This is a genomic window from Streptomyces sp. NPDC020884, from assembly GCF_044333935.1.
Taxonomy (GTDB): domain Bacteria; phylum Actinomycetota; class Actinomycetes; order Streptomycetales; family Streptomycetaceae; genus Streptomyces.
Map to the genome: position 1 here is coordinate 249,398 of NZ_JBIRRY010000010.1, position 15,951 is coordinate 265,348.

The 15,951-nt window shown below is 68.6% G+C and carries 10 protein-coding genes; 4 read left to right on the top strand and 6 right to left on the bottom strand.

The window, feature by feature from the left end; genetic code table 11:
* The first annotated feature begins 241 nt into the window (after positions 1-241).
* The 3 genes from ACH4UK_RS28945 (at position 242) to ACH4UK_RS28955 (ending at position 3,921) form a co-directional block, all read left to right on the top strand.
* Positions 242-1,900, top strand: coding sequence for a hypothetical protein (locus tag ACH4UK_RS28945; RefSeq protein ID WP_398360961.1), 1,659 nt, complete (start codon positions 242-244; stop codon positions 1,898-1,900).
* A gap of 175 nt (positions 1,901-2,075) precedes the next feature.
* Positions 2,076-2,819: a hypothetical protein gene (locus ACH4UK_RS28950; protein WP_398360963.1), complete on the top strand. Its 744-nt coding sequence runs from the start codon at positions 2,076-2,078 to the stop codon at positions 2,817-2,819.
* Positions 2,820-3,093: 274 nt separating this feature from the next.
* Positions 3,094-3,921, top strand: a complete 828-nt coding sequence (locus ACH4UK_RS28955) for a hypothetical protein (protein ID WP_331759165.1) — start codon at positions 3,094-3,096, stop codon at positions 3,919-3,921.
* Between the two features lie 164 nt (positions 3,922-4,085).
* Here ACH4UK_RS28955 and ACH4UK_RS28960 read toward each other — a convergent pair whose 3' ends face one another.
* Entirely contained in the window at positions 4,086-4,256 is a 171-nt protein-coding gene (locus ACH4UK_RS28960) for a hypothetical protein (protein WP_331759162.1), read from the bottom strand.
* A 1,083-nt stretch (positions 4,257-5,339) separates the two neighbouring features.
* The gene (locus ACH4UK_RS28965) at positions 5,340-6,158 is read right to left on the bottom strand and encodes a hypothetical protein (RefSeq protein ID WP_398360966.1); all 819 of its coding nucleotides are present in this window, start codon (positions 6,156-6,158) and stop codon (positions 5,340-5,342) included.
* A gap of 201 nt (positions 6,159-6,359) precedes the next feature.
* Here ACH4UK_RS28965 and mihF point away from each other — a divergent pair, with 201 nt between their 5' ends.
* Entirely contained in the window at positions 6,360-7,568 is a 1,209-nt protein-coding gene (gene mihF, locus ACH4UK_RS28970) for an integration host factor, actinobacterial type (RefSeq protein ID WP_398360968.1), read from the top strand.
* A 416-nt stretch (positions 7,569-7,984) separates the two neighbouring features.
* Here mihF and ACH4UK_RS28975 read toward each other — a convergent pair whose 3' ends face one another.
* From ACH4UK_RS28975 to ACH4UK_RS28990, 4 genes are all read right to left on the bottom strand, one after another.
* Complete coding sequence (locus ACH4UK_RS28975) at positions 7,985-9,205, bottom strand: hypothetical protein (protein WP_398360970.1); 1,221 nt, start codon at positions 9,203-9,205, stop codon at positions 7,985-7,987.
* Complete coding sequence (locus ACH4UK_RS28980; protein ID WP_398360972.1) at positions 9,202-13,413, bottom strand: SNF2-related protein; 4,212 nt, start codon at positions 13,411-13,413, stop codon at positions 9,202-9,204. The genes ACH4UK_RS28975 and ACH4UK_RS28980 overlap by 4 nt, the downstream gene beginning before the upstream one ends.
* 1,370 nt (positions 13,414-14,783) lie before the next feature.
* Complete coding sequence (locus ACH4UK_RS28985) at positions 14,784-15,290, bottom strand: hypothetical protein (protein ID WP_398360974.1); 507 nt, start codon at positions 15,288-15,290, stop codon at positions 14,784-14,786.
* 156 nt (positions 15,291-15,446) lie between these two features.
* On the bottom strand, positions 15,447-15,911 hold the full coding sequence (locus ACH4UK_RS28990) for a hypothetical protein (protein WP_398360976.1): 465 nt from the start codon (positions 15,909-15,911) through the stop codon (positions 15,447-15,449).
* Positions 15,912-15,951: the final 40 nt, after the last annotated feature.

The following is a 15,951-nucleotide window of genomic DNA, read 5'->3' on the forward strand; positions in this document are numbered from 1 at the left end:
GAAGACCTTCATGGTTGAGCACCACTCCTCCGGCTCCTTCCGCCGCGCGGTTCCGCTTTGGTCTGTACGACATCGACGCCGACGGGGCGTAACTGCGCGGGGTGGCGATGTCCGGGGTGCCGGTCGCCGTGGCCGTGCCGACGCGGCCGCTGAACCCGAGGGCCTCCCGCCGGAGCGCACGAAAATCGGCGCGCTCGGACACCGGCTGGCCCGATACTGCTGGTGACGAAAGTGAGGTCCTGTGCCCCAGATCGAGCCGAGCGTGCTGACAGCGCTCATGACGGCGGCGAAGGACGGCATCTCCATCGCAGCCGCCGCGATCTCTCTCGCGGCCACGGACGTCGGTTCGAGTACGGCCGTCGAGCAGCGAGATGCGCTGGTCGCGGCTTTGCACCGCCGGCCGTCTGAGGTGCTGAAGGCCCGGAGGGAGGCGCGGGAGGCCCCGCCGATTCCGCCCACCACGCCGGCCCAGTTGGAGATCTGGAGCCTGTACGCAGACCACGTGGATGATCCTCTGCTTCGTGGCCACCTTCATCATCTGCTGCTCGACGCCGGACACGGCCGTAGACCCGACCACGTTCGTGGCGCGGCCTGCGGATACCTCGGCGCGGTACAGCTGCTGTTGGCCGCCCAGGACGGCACCGGGCTGCCGCGGGCCGCCCGGTGCCTGAAGAGGGCCGGAGAGCTGTCCCTCAAGTTCAAGCAGCATGACGTTCGTGAGCGCGCGACCAAGGACGCCCTCGCCCTTGCCGGGCGCCTCCTAGCCAGCGCCGAGGACGAGGGGCGGCCCCTGCTGGTTGTCCTGGAAACGTTGCAGACCCTGGAGTGCGCTGTCGCGGACCTCGCCGAACGGGCGGCCGACCTCTTCGCCCGCAACGTGGATGTCCGGCTTGGCTTCCTCGATGCAATGCGGAAGGACGCGGGCCCCAGCCGCCACACGGAGATCGATGCCGCCGTGGTCCACACCCTCCTCGACGCCGCCGATACCGCCGATGCAGGGAACCGCCGCCTGTACTTCCTGACGGAGGCAGCGAACCAGGCGCAGAAGCGGGGACTGCCCGACCTGCGGGCCCGTGCCGAGATGGCCCTGCAGCAGACTACGCCGGAGTGGACCTCCATCCGGACGGAGGGCACCATCCCTCGCGCGTTGGTCGCCGGGCAGCAGGCCCGGGTCGATGCGGCCCAGGATTTACGGACCGCGCTGTGGCTCACCGTGCAGGACATCCACCCGGCGATGCGCGCGCAGGCCGAGGCTGAGGCCGACGGCGCGCTCGAGGGCCTGCTACGGATCCCGCGCTCGCGCATCAACCCAGCCGGACCGGTCTTCGTCAGACCGCCCGTCGAGGCCGACGACGACCTCGCCGTGGCGATGCAGGTCCGCGGCTTGGGACTGTTCGGGATCCTGACCGCGATCCAGCTCGACCGCATCCACGAACGCTTTCGACCCGACGAGTTCGAGATGACCGCTGCTCTGGCACACGAGGCGGTGCTGCCCGAGCCGCGCGCGCGGACTCTCGCCCAGGCCTTCTGCTACTACTGGCTGGAGGAATTCGACGCCGCGACGTGCGTCGCCCTGCCACAGGTCGAGCAGATCCTCCGGGAACTCCTGCGCTCCCGGGTTTCTGTCGTCTCCGTGGCCCGGGGCCCGAGCCCCGGTGGAGTCGACTTGCTGGGCAAGCTCTTGCAGAGCATGCCGGAGGCCGGGTACCCGGGGGACTGGAGCAGAGCGCTGGAACTTCTCCTGGTCGACCCTGACCGAGGGATGAACCTGCGTAACGACATCCTCCACGGCCTGGCCGACAGCCCGCCCAAGCACCACGTCGCGCTCATCTTGCAAGCGGCGCTGTACCTGCTCAGCCACGCGCACGGCCAGCGCAGGGCACCTGCGCCGACGGCCTAATCCCCAGGACCACAGGGCAGCGCCACTCCTGACCGCTTCGCCGGGCCGGAAACGCACGCCACCCGCCGCCCCGGCGTGGTCCGGTGCGGCTCACTCGTACGAAAACGGGCCGAGCCCAGCAGCCAGCTCAGCGACAATGAAGGATGAAGCGCCACGCCGAGTCCAAGGGCTGACGATGAGTCACGAACGTGAGGTAGCCCCGCCTGGGCTACGCCGAGTGCTCCAGGACGTCGTGCACGCCTTGGAGGAGGAAGCGGTTGCGACCCTCGCCGCCTGGCTCGACATCCCCGTACCCTCCGGACTTTGGGGCAGGGACCTGCCCGAATGGATCAACGAGCAGCTGCAGCGGCTGCCGGACCCCAAGGTCTTCGACCTGCTGGAGCAGGCCCTGACCTCGAACGGCATATGGGGGTCATCGGCCTACGACAAGAGGGTCAACAAGATCCTCAAGGAAGCCGAAATCGCTCTCGTGATGGTCGACGGCTCCTTCTTCGAGGACGACGAGGGGGCCGAGGAACTGGACGTCCAGGACACCACGGTTCGCCCGCTGACCTCGCTCACCGGGATGTACGCCGCCGCCCGGAGCAATTGGTCCAAGGCCCTGACCGCCCAAAAGGCCGGGGACGATCGCCAGGCCGTCGCGTTGGCCGTCAACACCCTGGAAGGCGTCGTCAAGATCGCCTCCGGGCAGAAGGACATCAACTCCGGACTTCGCCGGCTGTTTCCCGAAGGCGAGCGCACCCCGCTGTGCCAGGCGATCAACCAGCTGCACAACTACGGCTCCGCGATGCCTTGGGTGCGCCACGGCGGCGGCCAGAAGGACGTGGAGCTGACCCGGATTGAGGCGCTGGGCGTGGTGCGGGCCGCCGCCGTGTGGATCGTCATGCTGATCAACCTGGACAAGGAAGGCCGCTTCTAGGCCCGCCGGAGGTCCGGCGCCGACGTCCGCGGCGCCAACCTGAAGTTGTCGGCGCACAACGAGCGCGCCGCCCGCCATCTGGCCGTCCTGCGGAGCCGTCACCCGCACGAGTGATGGCCCTCAGAACCTCGCGTTCCGTGCGGACGCGTACTCGCTACAGTGAGTCCTGGGAGTAGCGCATCCTGACTCCGGCCTGTCGGCGCCCACGCCGCCGCAGGACCGGCCAAGCCGTCCCGGACGCAGCGCCGCACCACCGCATTTCAACCGTCGGTTCGTGTCCATCACGTTCGCATTCGGCGGGGGCGTGGGGCCTGCTGAAGGGGTCATGATGGCCAAGGGCCGCAAGGCGCGACGCAAGACACTCATCCGCGTAACCGAGACCGGGCAGCGGCCTGCGGCGGCGTATCGGGAGCTGCGTGCTGCCAACGCGCCGTACGAGGGGTACGCGATCGAGCTGTTCCATGTGCCCGGCGTTCTCGACGACGGGGGGCATCGCCGGGATACCTGGGGCTACCGGGTTCGGGATACCAGCGGGAAGTGGCTGTCCTGGTGCGACGTCAACGGACCCGACCACTCTCATCTGACGACACGCCAGGCCTGCACACTGCTCGGCAGTAACGGTGCCCTGGAGACGTCAACGCTACGGGCCCGATTCCCAGGGGCCCGGATCACCGAGCATGAGCGCATGCCGGCGGAGTGCCACTGCGACTGGGTGGCGTGCTGGCCAGTGCATCGCGGCTGCACGGTGGCGTGTGAAGACGTGCGCGCCGGCGCTGAGCGTGAGAACCATTGGATGGCTGAGGAGACATACCAGGCCGCCTACGCCAGCTGGCGTGCCGAGCGGAAGGCGCTGGAACAGCGGCACGACACGGAGATCCACGAGATCGAGCTGGCGGGCCAAGCCGTACGGGAACGCATTGAGGCATGGCGTGCGAGGATCGACGCCGGTGAGTTCGTACCGAGCACTGAGGCTCTGTGGCGTGACGACGATGCGCACAGGCAGCGGGAGGACGATCAGCGGGTTCGGCACCAGCAGGAGGAGCGCGACCTGGATGCGCGCCAGCCGGAGCTGCCCGCTCACTGGGCTTCAGCCCTCGCTTGATCATTCGTCGAACCGTCGGGCCGTCGGGGCCCCGCGTGTACGACGAAGCTGTGCCGTACACGCGGGGTCTCTTCGCCGCGCGGAGGGTGAAGTCGCCGACGGTACTCAGGACCCGAGCCAGCCCCGCCGGAGTGCCGGAGTGAGGCAGGCTCGGGTCCGGCGGTTCAACGGCGGCGGCGCAGGAGAATCTTCAGCGTTTCGCGTGCGTCCCGGCGGTGGTCCGGCGATGCTGACAGGACGGAGACGGCGACGACGATCGCGATGCTCGCTGCGTAGAGGGCCGCTGAGGCGGCGGCGAGCGTCGCACCGTCGTGGAGTAGGGGGAGCACGGACATGAACAGCTTCCTCATCGGTGATCCAGGACCGTCGTAGCCGCCTGGGTTCCTTCATTCAGCGTCACCGCCCCGCCCCGGCTGTTCGGAGCGGAACAAGCCCGAAGAACTCCGAATACGAGGGGAAACCGCGTGGCAGGACCAACCGAGGGGACAGCCGCGGCTGCTGCCCGCAGCGCGCTAGGAGCCGCGGTCCGCTCCTATGCGACGCAGAGGGGATGGCGTCAAGCCGACCTGGCAAGGAATGCCGGTGTTCCGCCCGGCACGCTCGCTCCGCTCTGGCATGGGCGAGCGGCGTCGCAGAGCTCGACCTTCACCGCCGTCGTCACGGCGCTCTTCCCCGACGCAGCCGACGCGTCCGGGAACAAGGTGTCTCGCAGTGCCCAAACCGACCTCCTCAAGCAGCAGCTCGCGAGCCGACGGGAACTGGAACAGCTCTGGGAGCAGGCAACGCGGCGCTCTCCGCGCGGAAAAACCGCTACGCACCCTGAGCAGGAGGCATTCGGATCTTCAACTCCGTCAGCCGAAACTGACGTTGTCCCGAACCGCAGCAGCGAGCAGTCTGCGGTGGCCGGCTCTGGGGCGGACGGTGGTAGTCCCGAAGCGGACTTGATCCGAGCGGTCGAAGACTTCGTGCAGCAGATCAGCGGCTTGCGGGCGGACGGGTTCGTGGGTTCGACGGCGGGACCCGCAGATACCGCCTTCGCAGCACGAGCGTGGGAGGGAGTGCACCAAGCCGTCGAGCAGGTCCAGCTTGTCTCTCCGGATGCGGGGGATCATGCCGTTCGTCTATGGCAGGTCGTCAACAGTTGGTACGGGACCTATTTGCAGTGGGCGGACCCTGAACCAGCTGACGACTATGCCACCTCCTTCGGATGTCCCGAACCCGCTGACTCAGAGCACCTGAAGATCCTGGGGGCTCGAGCCAGCGAGGCGCTTCGGGGGCCGATGGCAGCTTTCCGTGCACGGTGGCGAGAGCTGCACTGAGAACAGAGCATGCGTTCCGCTGGCCGAGCTGGCGGGAGGGGGGATTGCCACCAGCCCGTGCAGGGCCTTCGTGTCTCTGGACTGATGGGCTGAGGGCTTTCAGCGAAGCCTGGCGGCGCGGATGGCGAGCTCAGAGAGCGGCCAAGCGAGGGAGGGAAGATCATCCCACTCTATGAGCTGCGGATCGGGCAGCTCCATCAGGCTGTGCCGATCGACGAAGGCCAAACCCTCTTTGGTGAGCACAAGGGGGCGTGACTGGGATTCACGATCTTCCTCAACGAGTCCGCAGGAGTGAGCCGCCCGCACGTCCGCGTGGAAGGCCGATTCGTATGGGGCGTACTTTCGCCCGTCGCCTTCGGCCAGGGCCCGCAGCATTTTCAGGACATCGGCCGGGTCGAAGGTGTCGTCGCTGTTCGGGTAGGTCGTCACATGGTCGACGGCGTCCTTGAACGCAGACTCGACTGCCTCCCGATCGAGCCCGTACGCCGAGACCTCGACGCTTCCCCTGTGTCGGATCTCCACGCGTCGGCGTACCGGCGCGGTGGTGAACCAGCTCTGGAACTCCCAGGTCTGTCGGACGAGGAGCCCGGAGTCCGTCACTTTGCGCCGGGTGGTGATGCCGACGAAGACCGCGTGATGGACGTGCTGCATGCGGAACTCGGGCACTCGGGTCCACACGGCGGCCATGCCTCCGGGACCGTACCTCTGCCAGTGCTGGCGGTCGCAGGGTTCTACGCGCCCGGAGAGGCGGTCTGCAGCCTTCGAGTGTCCCTCGGCGCGGTCACGAGTAATGGTCGGGGCAACGGCACGGTTCCACTGCTCGACCAGCGTCCGGGCGTGCTCCGCGCGATAGAAGGCCTCCTGGTGACCGTTGAGCACGGCCACGTGGAGATGCTCCGTCGGCAGAGTTGTGCTCATCACGTCTTTCATCCTCTCGTCTTGGCCGGCGTGGCCGGCACCGGGTCAGAATGACCTCGGCGCGGACCCTGTCGGCCCCCTGAGGGTAGTAGTTGAGCACCGCCCGGCAGAGAGTCAGTCTGTCGGCCTCTGCTTCTGTCCGCAGGCGTGCTGCGAGATTCGAAGAGTCGGAACGGCAGTCACGCCGTACGCTGGTCTGTCATGGATGCGCTCGACCGCTCAGCTCGCACGGAAGTGGCTGCGCTGCTGAAGAAACTGGCCCTCGGGCCGGCGACCACCTACAACCAGCGGGCCTGCTACCTGAACGAGTATCTGCAGTTCCTCACGGAGGTCCTGGAGATGCCTGAGAGCCGTGTCCGCGCAGCTGATCTCGTCGACCTGGACTACGCGGCGGTGTGGCTGAAGGCTGCGGGAGACGGCTACACACGCCAGCGCAGGACACTCCACGGCCCGAAAGCGTCCGAGGGGGCGCAGGCCGCCCGCCGCGCGACGTTCAACCGCTTCGCCCAGCACCTGGGGATGCCGCAGCGGCTCCCAGTGGATCAGCCTGCTTCGAAGGCCCTTCCGGTCGAGAAGAGCCGGAGCATCGTGGCCGCTCTGGCGGAGAACCGGCCTCCGCGTACGACCACGGCGGTATGGGAGCGGACGAGTGCGCTGGCCGCGATGCGTCTGGCCACTGGGCGTCCGATGTCGCAGCTCGCGGCTGTCGACGTGGGTGACGTGGACCTGAAGGCGACGGTGCCGACCGTCACCCTCGGGGAGAAGCCGTACCCGCTGGATGAGCTGGCGGTGCGTACGGCACAGCGATGGCTGGATCGTCACGCGTTGTTGACCTCTGAGCTCCTGGGCGGTGAGGTCCACGCCTTGTGGATCACGACGAGGCCGGGTCGACCCCGTCTCGGTGAGCCTGCGCGTCATCCGTACCTGCCGTGCTCCTTCAGGGCCCTGTGGGCGGCGCACCATGCGCTGACCAGCCGTTTGCTCGCCGAGCCCACCCGGCTCGGGCAGCTCACCGCCCCCGACCCGGAGGAGAGGGCCGAGGAGCTGGAGATCCGGCGGCGCCGGCCGGCGCCGCCGACGCCTCCGCCGTCTTTGTCACCCGCGGAGCGGAAGCGTGCCCTGGAGAAGGCTGCTGCCGTACGCCAGGAGCGGGCTCTGCTGCTAAGTGACCTGAAGGCGGGACGGGTGAGCATCGGTGATGTTCTCGCGCGGGTGGACCGCACGGTCGGCATGACACGCGTGGGTCGCTTGGTGGAGGCGCTTCCCGGCACCGGCCCGGCGAAGCGGGGCAGGCTCCTCAGCTCGTTGGGCGTCGAGGGCCACCGGCGCGTGCAGGGGCTGAGCGAGCAGCAGCGCCAGGAGCTGCTCCGTCTGTGCTCCGCCGACTCGGGTCTGCCGACCGCCGGATAGCGGACAGAGGCCAAGTCGGTTTGGGCGGGCAGCGGGGCACGCTGAACGCGTCCTCCTCCCGTTGGTTGAAGCGGAGCCGTCGTCGTGCCCCCGTACCGTTCTCCTGATCTGCAGCTCGCAGCCGACCTGGACGAGACCGCGCTGCTCGGTTGCGGCGCGCGAGGGTGTTCCGCGTGCAGGCTGCGAACGCGAGCGGTGGGGTCGGCCCGGGCCGTTGGCGCGGGCCGACCGCCTTGTGCCGTCCGGCTGCCACGCCGGGACACTCCTGCCCGCTGCCACGGTCAGGAACGGCGCTGCCCCTGGAACCACCAGTTCGCAGCCGTTGTGCATCCGGCCCTCTTGGCAGTGAGCGCCGGTGCGCCGACCCTTACCAGGGGCCGGTTATGCCGGAATCGTACCGGTGAGGTCGGACACCATCACTTCTTGGGCGTACGTCCCCTCACCTGGGTGCTGCGGGCTGCTCGGTAGGCCTGTGCCGGATCGGCATCGGCTCCTTGGACGGGCTGCCAGATTCCGAAAGGGGCGCGGTAGGGGTGCCAGCGTGTGTCGAGCCCGTAGCGCAGTTGAACGCCTGCGGCATGGTCGGTGAGGCGGTTGTCCTCCCACTCGACGGTCGCCATCGAGGCGGGTCTCAGGGGCTGGATGGCGGCTTGGGCCTGGGCGAGGACTTCGTGTTCGACTGGGAATGTCTCGAGGTACGCAGTGGCTCCGGCCGGGCCGCCGTAGGTGTAGGCGAGTTGCAGGTGGCCCATGCTGACGACATCGAGGCTCAGGTATTCCATGGCTGCGGGCCGGAAGTGAGCCCCGTGGGGGAGCGTGGTGAGCCGGGCGATGTCACTGGGGGTGTCCCGGGAGATGTGCAGCTCACCGCCGTCCAGGAGCATCTGGGCGCGGTGGGCGGCGTCCGCGGCCACCGTGTTGAGCTCCTGGAGGTCCGGGAGGGGTGCGGGTGGTGGTTGGGGAAGGGCGTGTGCCGGCGTTAGCGGGGTGAGGTCGAGGTCGACTGGGTCCGGGATGGCGGGTTGCGCCGCCGCCCCTGGGGCGGCGGCGAGTGGCAGGGGCTGGGTGGCCCCAGCAGGGGGGCTTTCCAGGGCGGGGGGCTCTTGCCGGGCGGGCCGGGCGCTCGTTGCGTTCAGTCGCTTCTTCAGGTGCTGGTGCGGACGGCCGCGGAGGGTGAACAGCAGGGCGGGTGTGGTCCTGAGTCGTTCCGTGAGGAGCAGTCCAACGGCTGCGGAGTGCGGGCAGGGGGTGGTCTCGCCGGTGGAGCAGGTGCAGGTGTAGGAGATGTCCTCGGGTGCGGGGATCAGGGGGACACCCGCGGTCAGGTGGGGGTTGATGAACTCGTCGCTGATGGCCGTGGTGCCAGCGACTATCGCGGCGTCCGGGAGCGCCATGATCGCTGCGTCGATGCGGTCCCACTGAGTGGTGGAAAGTTCAGTGACGACCAGGCGGGGCCGGACGACTCGGGCGTCGGGCAGCTGGAACTTGCTGATCGCGAAGCCTTGCGTCACGTTCAGTGGGGCGCCGCCGTCCCTCAGCAGATGCCGGCCGGCGGCCAAGGTTGCCTCGCCGGCGGTTGCGGCAAGGGCGGTTGTCAGGGCCTGCGCCCATCCGGCGACGCTGGGAGGCTGGGTCATCGTGGTGCTCCCAGTCGTACGAGGGCAGCGAGTTCCTGGTCGCTGAGCTGGGCGAGCGCCTGATCGCCCGCGGTGGGGAGAGCTGATTGCAGGGCACGTTTGTGCCGGAGGAGTTCGTCGATGCGGTCCTCGACGGTCTCCTCGGTGATCAGGCGGTGCACGGTGACGGTCTGGCGCTGTCCGATGCGGTGGGCCCGGTCGGTGGCCTGGTCCTCCACCGCGGCGTTGAAGCTCCGGTCGAAGTGGACGACGTGCGCCGCGCGGGTGAGGGTCAGGCCTGTTCCAGCGGCCTTGAGGGAAAGGATCATCACCGGGTGCCGGCCGGCCTGGAAGTCGTCGACCATGCGTTGCCTTTCGTGCAGGGGAGTGGCGCCGTGGAGGAAGACCGGCTTGTGGCCGAGGTGGTCGAGATGGGCGTTGAGCATGTGGCCCAGCGCCACGAAGCTGGTGAAGATCAGTGCTGCTTCTCCGGGAGGGCGGATGTTCTCCAGCAGTTCCACAAGCGCTGCGGTCTTGGACGAGCGGGCGGTGAAGTCGGATGCCTCGGCGGCCCGGGGCGGTGACTCGCGGAGGTAGTGGGCCGGGTGGTTGGTGATCTTCTTCAGGGCGGTGAGGAGCTGGAGGACCAGGCCATTGCGGGTGATGCCGGTGGCGTTCTGAATCTGGTGGAGGGTCTCGCGTACGACAGCCTCGTACAGGGCGGCCTGTTCTGTCGTGAGTCGCAGATAGCGCGGCCGGTCGATCTTCGCGGGAAGTTCAGGGGCGATTCCGGGGTCGGTCTTGAGCCTGCGGAGGAGAAACGGGGCGATGATCCGGGCAAGCTCGGCGGCCTCTGGCCCATCGGGATTCTTCTCCGCTGCAGTGGCCCATCGGGCTCGAAAGGTCTTCAGCCTGCCGAACAGGGAGGGGTTGACCCAGTCGAGGAGGGCCCACAGCTCGGAGAGGTTGTTCTCCACGGGTGTGCCGGTGAGTGCGAGCCGGGTGACCGAGGGCAGGGTCCGAAGGTGTCGGGCGGCGCCGGTGTTGTGGTTCTTGGCGTGCTGGGCCTCGTCGGCGACGATCAGCCCCCAGGTGCGTTCGGCAAGGCGGGCGTGGTCCTTGCGGAGCAGGCCGTATGTGGTGACCACGACCGTGGTCTCGGTGACCGTTTCGAGGGTGCGTTCGGGGCCGTGGTAGGCGTGGATCGGAAGGTCCGGTGCGAATCGGGCTGCTTCGCGGCACCATGTGGTTACCAGGGAGGCTGGGCAGATCACCAGGATCGGGCCGGGGGTCTTTCGCTGGTGGTGGAGGATGAAGGCGAGTGTGGTGAGGGTCTTGCCGAGTCCCATGTCGTCGGCGAGGACTGCTCCGAAGCCCAGGTCGGTGGTGTGTGCTAGCCAGGTCAGGGCCCGCTGCTGGTATGGGCGCAGGGTTCCACGGAGGCCGGCTGGGGGCGGAGTCGGGTTGTGGTGGTGCTCTCCGCTTTTCAGGACGCTGATGATGTCGGCGAGGGGCCCGGCTGGCTGACAAGTGATGACCGTGCTCTCGGCGGTGACGTATCCCGTCAGGGCCGCGGTCAGGGCCTGAGTGCCAGGAAGCTGTCCCAGCAGGCGATGGCGGGCTCGGCGGCGTACAACGGAGTCGGCCAGTACCCACTGGCCGCGTACGCGCACCAAGGGACGTGCGGCCTCGGCGAGCGCGTCCATCTCCTCTTCGCTCAGTGCGACCCCTCGCATGACCACCTGGAAGCGGAAGTCGAGCATCGAGGTCAGGCTGAACTTCGGGGCGTTGCCGAGCTGAGGGGGATGACCGGCGGAGGTCATGCGTGGGGTGGTGCCGACGATGGCAGTGGTCTGCAGGGCAGTTCGCAATCCGGTGGGCCATAGCACCCGGACTCCCGTCTCGGCGATCTCCGTCTCCTGCTCAAGGAGCGCCTCGATCGCCAGGGCGTGCATGGTGAAGCGCTCGGGGCGGTCCAGGCCAGCGAGCCCGGCGAGAGCTGGACACGTGCGGGCCGCCCGGCGCAGAACCCGGGCCACACGTGGCCGCACAGCGGCGGCGTTCTCATCACCCAACCGCTCGGCTCCCGACCAGACCTCTCCTGCGTCCACGTAGTCCTCAGCCTCGGCGGCCGCCAAGCGCAGGCCGACGCTCAGCCGCCCGGCGGCGGCCTGTTCATCGGTCGGCTCTTCGACACGGAGGAGAAGCCGAGGGGTACTGCCGCCATCGACCTGGTCCTCCACGGCATCCAGCCATCCGCGTACGGCGCGCTCGGTGTCTGCGTCCACCGGCTGCGGCGTGGGAGCGGTCCATGGGCTGGCGCCGAACAGCTCGGCTGCCGGAGTACGCACGAGCGTGTCGGTGAGCGCGTCGCAGAACGAGGTGAGCTGCTGGAGGGCGGAGACCGAGGGTGTCACCGCGCCGGGTGGCGCCGCCTCTGCGAGGGCCCTCAGGGCTTCCTCGGCAGCCGGTGGAAGCGGGCCCGCCCTCCATACTCCCCGGCGGTCCTCGCCTAGGGCGGGATAGATCGCCTGGGCACGAACGAGTTGGAGTCCGATGTGCTGGGCCCGTTGCCAGAACGCCACGGTGGGGCTGGCCTGGTTGGGGGCCTGCGCCAGGACAGCGACGCCCGCCGCGAGCGGGATCCACCAGCCGCGGTTCGAATCGGCGGTCTCGGCGGTGAGTGGAGCGGGAAGATCGGTCATGGGGAGGGCCTGGTCACCCTGGTCCTTCACCCACCACCCTGCGTTCCGGTCGCCCGCAGAGGGGACGAAAGCCACCGGGCACATGGATGCAATGGCCTGCATCAGAAGTGTTCGCGCATCCCGGCTGCCGACGGTCATCACCGCGCGGGTGGCGTGGCGTTGCTCTGGGGGCGCGGGCGGTGAAGTCGCAGGCCGAGGCGGGCTGCCGTGACCGGAGCCTGCTTCGGTGGCGATGGCGGCGTCGACGGCCTGGAGCTGGTGCAGCAGTTTCATGGCGGCTGCCTGCCGGGCTTCCGTCTTGTTCGATCCGCTCCCCGTTGCGCTGACGTGAGTATCGGTAGCACGGTGGCGGCAGGAGTAGGTGCACTCGGTGCGCGATCCGCGTGTGCGCAGGATGGCCTCGGGCTTGGTGATCGTCTCCAGTTGATGGTGCTTGTTCAGGTACTTGAGGGGGTTCTGCCCCTGTGCGGGAATCGTGATGGGTGCCGTCTGGGCCGGTTTCTCCTCGATCTCGATCGTGGGCTCTGGCAGCCCGGAAAGCTCGGCGAGCAGCGCGCTGGCCGCGTAGTGCTTGGCCGTCTTGCGTGAAGCTGCGGAGCGGATCGGCCCCGTGTGCACCCGCTCTCCCCGCGTCAAGCGCGCTCTCACCTGATGGTCTCCGAGGAGGTCTCTTGGTTGCTCCTCGTAAACCAGGAGCCCTTCCTTACCTCCTCCTTCACTGGATTGCTGGGCTGCCCAGTGAAGGAGGTGAGCCGCGGCGGGAGGTTGCGCTGCTGCCCGGTGCAGGGCGGCTGTGCGAGCGGGCTCCCACGCCGAGCCTCGCGCCTGGAGGAGCAGCCGATAGATGTCACGGTGACGAAGCCTCCCAGCATGCGCACGGCGCAGGGTCTCGGTCTCCAGCTGCTGGTCGGGCGCCCCTCCTGTATCCAGAGCGCGGTTGAGACGGTGCTCGAAGACCTCCGAAAGCATGCCGGGCAGGGCCAGTTGCTCCGCCCCTGCCGGGGAATGAGGCTCTGCCTGGGCTCCGGCGGGCAATTCGACGCCCGTGAGGCAGACCAGGAGCGCGAGCGCGGCTCGGTCTTTGGCCTCGCGAGTGGTGGCCGCGTGCTGGACGGGGCCGGTGACCTGCTCGCCCGGCGGACCGATGGAAGCGACCAGTGCGGTGGTCGGGGGCCTGGAACGTTCGCCGGTGCCGCTACCGGCGCGCTCGAAACGCGGGGCGGGCCACACCTCGGTTTGCGTGTGCGCGATGAGGACCTCCCGCGCCCTGTGTGGCTTGGCGGACAGAGCCTCGACGACCGCTCTGCGCGCCGGCGCCCACTCCGGGAGGGACTCCATGCCCAGAAGCACCAACCGCATTTCGCGTGCCGTCAGCAGACCAGCGTGGCAACGCCGTAGCGCCTCGCTCGCCATCTCGACGTCGCGGCCCTGGGTACCAGTAAGTCTCTTCAGATCCTCGAGCCACTGGTCGCTCTCCCGGCTTGCCTGCGGCGTTCGCGTTCCTACTCCAGCCACAGAAACCACACCAACTCCTCGAACTCAACCGGATGCTCCGTTCCGTCACCCGGCTCAACGATCAGCAGGCGTCACGATAGGGGCGGGATGGGACAGACTGGTGGGGGTTGGCGGGGGTGCGGCCGCCCGGCCGCCCTCACCTCGTTCCTCCGTGGCCCGTGGAGCGCGCCCGCTGCTCCTCCTGAGCACCGTCACTCACAACGAGCGGCCCGCCGGAGCGACCATGCTTCGAGACGAGCCGCCGAGTCACCGTACGCTGCCGACGCGTGGTCAAGGGACGTGGAGACGGCGATGGGAGCCCACCCTGCGCCGTAAAGGCTTACCCCCGTCGTGAAGTATCCGGTGGGCTGTCCCGATACCAGCCACAGACGTAGCCCATCGCGTTCCAGACGGCGTACGGAGATGCTTCGGCTCATGTCGAGCTCGCTGATGGCTTGAGTAGCTCCTTGGTGCCGGCACGCTCCGCGCCTCTTCAGATTGTCGATGCTGGGCGACCGCATCTGGCCGCATGTCAGGCATACGCCCGGCCAGCCGTAACAGGCCCGCCCGGGGTACGGTCCCACCGGCCAGAACCCGTACTTGATCATCTGTTCCGTCTGGCGGACGGAGCGCTCTTCGTAGGTCTCCTTGTGGGCGCACAGCCGTCCCTGGCTGCGCAACCGGTTGACCGTGACGCGCAGGTGCTGTCCGCACTCCGTGCACTGAAGACGCCACGGCGTCACCACGTCATCCGGCTGCGGCTCCAACGGCCGTGCCTGCCATCTGCGCAACTCCTCGGGGCGCGCGGGGCGCCGCGCGCGGCGAGTACGGTCAGTGCGTCGGTGTCGGCATGGGCCGCGCCTTCCCCTGAGCAGCTCTGCCGCCGAGAGGTGACGAGGCTGCTCACACACGACGCAGAGCACCACTGCGCGCTGGGTGCCCACATTCGGGAAAGCGCTGACCAGCTCGTATCCTGAGGCGGCGAAGGCGTTCAGTATCTGGGTGGGAGTGTAGATCGTGTTCCCGGCGGTGCTGGGCTTCTTGCAGCTTGCGCTGTCAGCTCGCCATCCTGAGGACCGTACGGTGGAGAGACCGGCTCCCCTGGGCGCTGACGGGGTGTGCTCCGCGCTGTGATCAACACCGCCGGTTTCGACCGGGCGGCTCGTGGGCTGGGTCCGACGGCGGGTGGTGCTCATGTTCGGTTCGGCCTTCCGGCGTGCTTGGGCTCTGGAGGCGTCAGACAAGTACATGGGCCGGTCCACCGTCGAAGCCTCGCGAATTCGCGAATCGCAGCGCTCTCTGCCCGTACGGCGCTCCGCCTCGCCGCCCTTGCCGTGCCCCTCGGGGGCTCTTGGCGAGGGGGTGATCCTGAGGGTTTCGGCAGGCTGGTTGGCGGATGGTTAGAGGGGACGGCCCCAGGGGGCCAGGACACCCTCGGGTATTTCTGCTGTGAGAAGCCCCCTGGCCGCCCCAGGGTTGTGAAGGATTCCGTCGCCGTTCCGCGGCCACCGTGCGGCGTCTCGGACCGCGACGCCGATGTAGACGCCTCCAGGAGCATCGGTCCACGTGGGGTCTATCACCGCCCCGTCGGGGCGAACGCACCAGGCATGCGCCACAGGCACGACACCTTGCGCAGGCAGGGCATATCCCTCGGCGTACAGCAGGCCTGTGTGCTGGTGCTGCCGCACGTACTGGGCGGCGTTGCTGTAACAGAGCTTGGGCTTCATGCCCTCCACGTCGGCGGGCGGCGGCGCAGGGGTGAAGCGACGGCCGCGGGCGAGGAGGAAGTGGTACTCGGTCGGGTAGACCCACCTGCCGGTGTTGTAGCCGACCTCGGAAAGACGGGCCATCTGGCGGAGGTAGCCGATGACGGCGTCCTCCCAGACAGGCTGGATGGGTGTGCTCATGGTGCGAGATTCCTCCGACGGGCCCGACCTGTCCACGATAGGCGAAAGTCCCACCCCTCTGTGGCCATTCGGCGGGCCAGCCAGTCCCTCGCCCGGTCCCACCAGGTCAGGTCCCACGCGCCGGGCGAGGAGCTTGGCTGCAACCGACGGGAGGCTTCAGGCGGCGAACAGCCGCTGCTCGGTGATCTGCTGCTGCGCAACGCGCCATGCGGTTTGCAGCTCGCTGCCCTCGGCGGGATCCTGCAGAGTCCAGCCGTCGGCGGCGAACTGCAACATGCGGGGTATCAGCATCGCTGCGGAACCTCGCAGAGCCGCCCTCAATACGACGGTGGCAGTCGGCTCGCAGGGGAACTCTCCCCACCAGGCGGGCACGTTGCCCTGACGCCGCGGGGCTGGCTGGTGGACGACGTCGCAGACACGCAGTGTCGACCCGAGAACCATAGGCTGCCAGTCGCCGCGCGGGGTTACCCGCAGGGAGCTGACGCTGATCTGGCTGCCCACGGCTGGGAGGCCGAGGGCCAGGTACCCATCCTGCCGGCACAGGGCCCCGAGAAGTCGTCGGTGGTCACTGCCGAGGGTGGCGGGGTCGAAGAACTCGATGCGGATTCCCATGTCAATCATGGGACCGATCCTGCCGCCGTGAGCGGACAGCCCTCTCGGC

What these genes read in the sequence shown, in the direction of transcription:
- ACH4UK_RS28990 (WP_398360976.1), bottom strand. Translation starts at nt 15,911, where the DNA reads ATGATTGACATGGGAATCCGCATCGAGTTCTTCGACCCCGCCACCCTC.
- mihF (WP_398360968.1), top strand. Translation starts at nt 6,360, where the DNA reads ATGGATGCGCTCGACCGCTCAGCTCGCACGGAAGTGGCTGCGCTGCTG.
- ACH4UK_RS28975 (WP_398360970.1), bottom strand. Translation starts at nt 9,205, where the DNA reads ATGACCCAGCCTCCCAGCGTCGCCGGATGGGCGCAGGCCCTGACAACC.
- ACH4UK_RS28965 (WP_398360966.1), bottom strand. Translation starts at nt 6,158, where the DNA reads ATGAGCACAACTCTGCCGACGGAGCATCTCCACGTGGCCGTGCTCAAC.
- ACH4UK_RS28985 (WP_398360974.1), bottom strand. Translation starts at nt 15,290, where the DNA reads ATGAGCACACCCATCCAGCCTGTCTGGGAGGACGCCGTCATCGGCTAC.
- ACH4UK_RS28960 (WP_331759162.1), bottom strand. Translation starts at nt 4,256, where the DNA reads ATGTCCGTGCTCCCCCTACTCCACGACGGTGCGACGCTCGCCGCCGCC.
- ACH4UK_RS28950 (WP_398360963.1), top strand. Translation starts at nt 2,076, where the DNA reads ATGAGTCACGAACGTGAGGTAGCCCCGCCTGGGCTACGCCGAGTGCTC.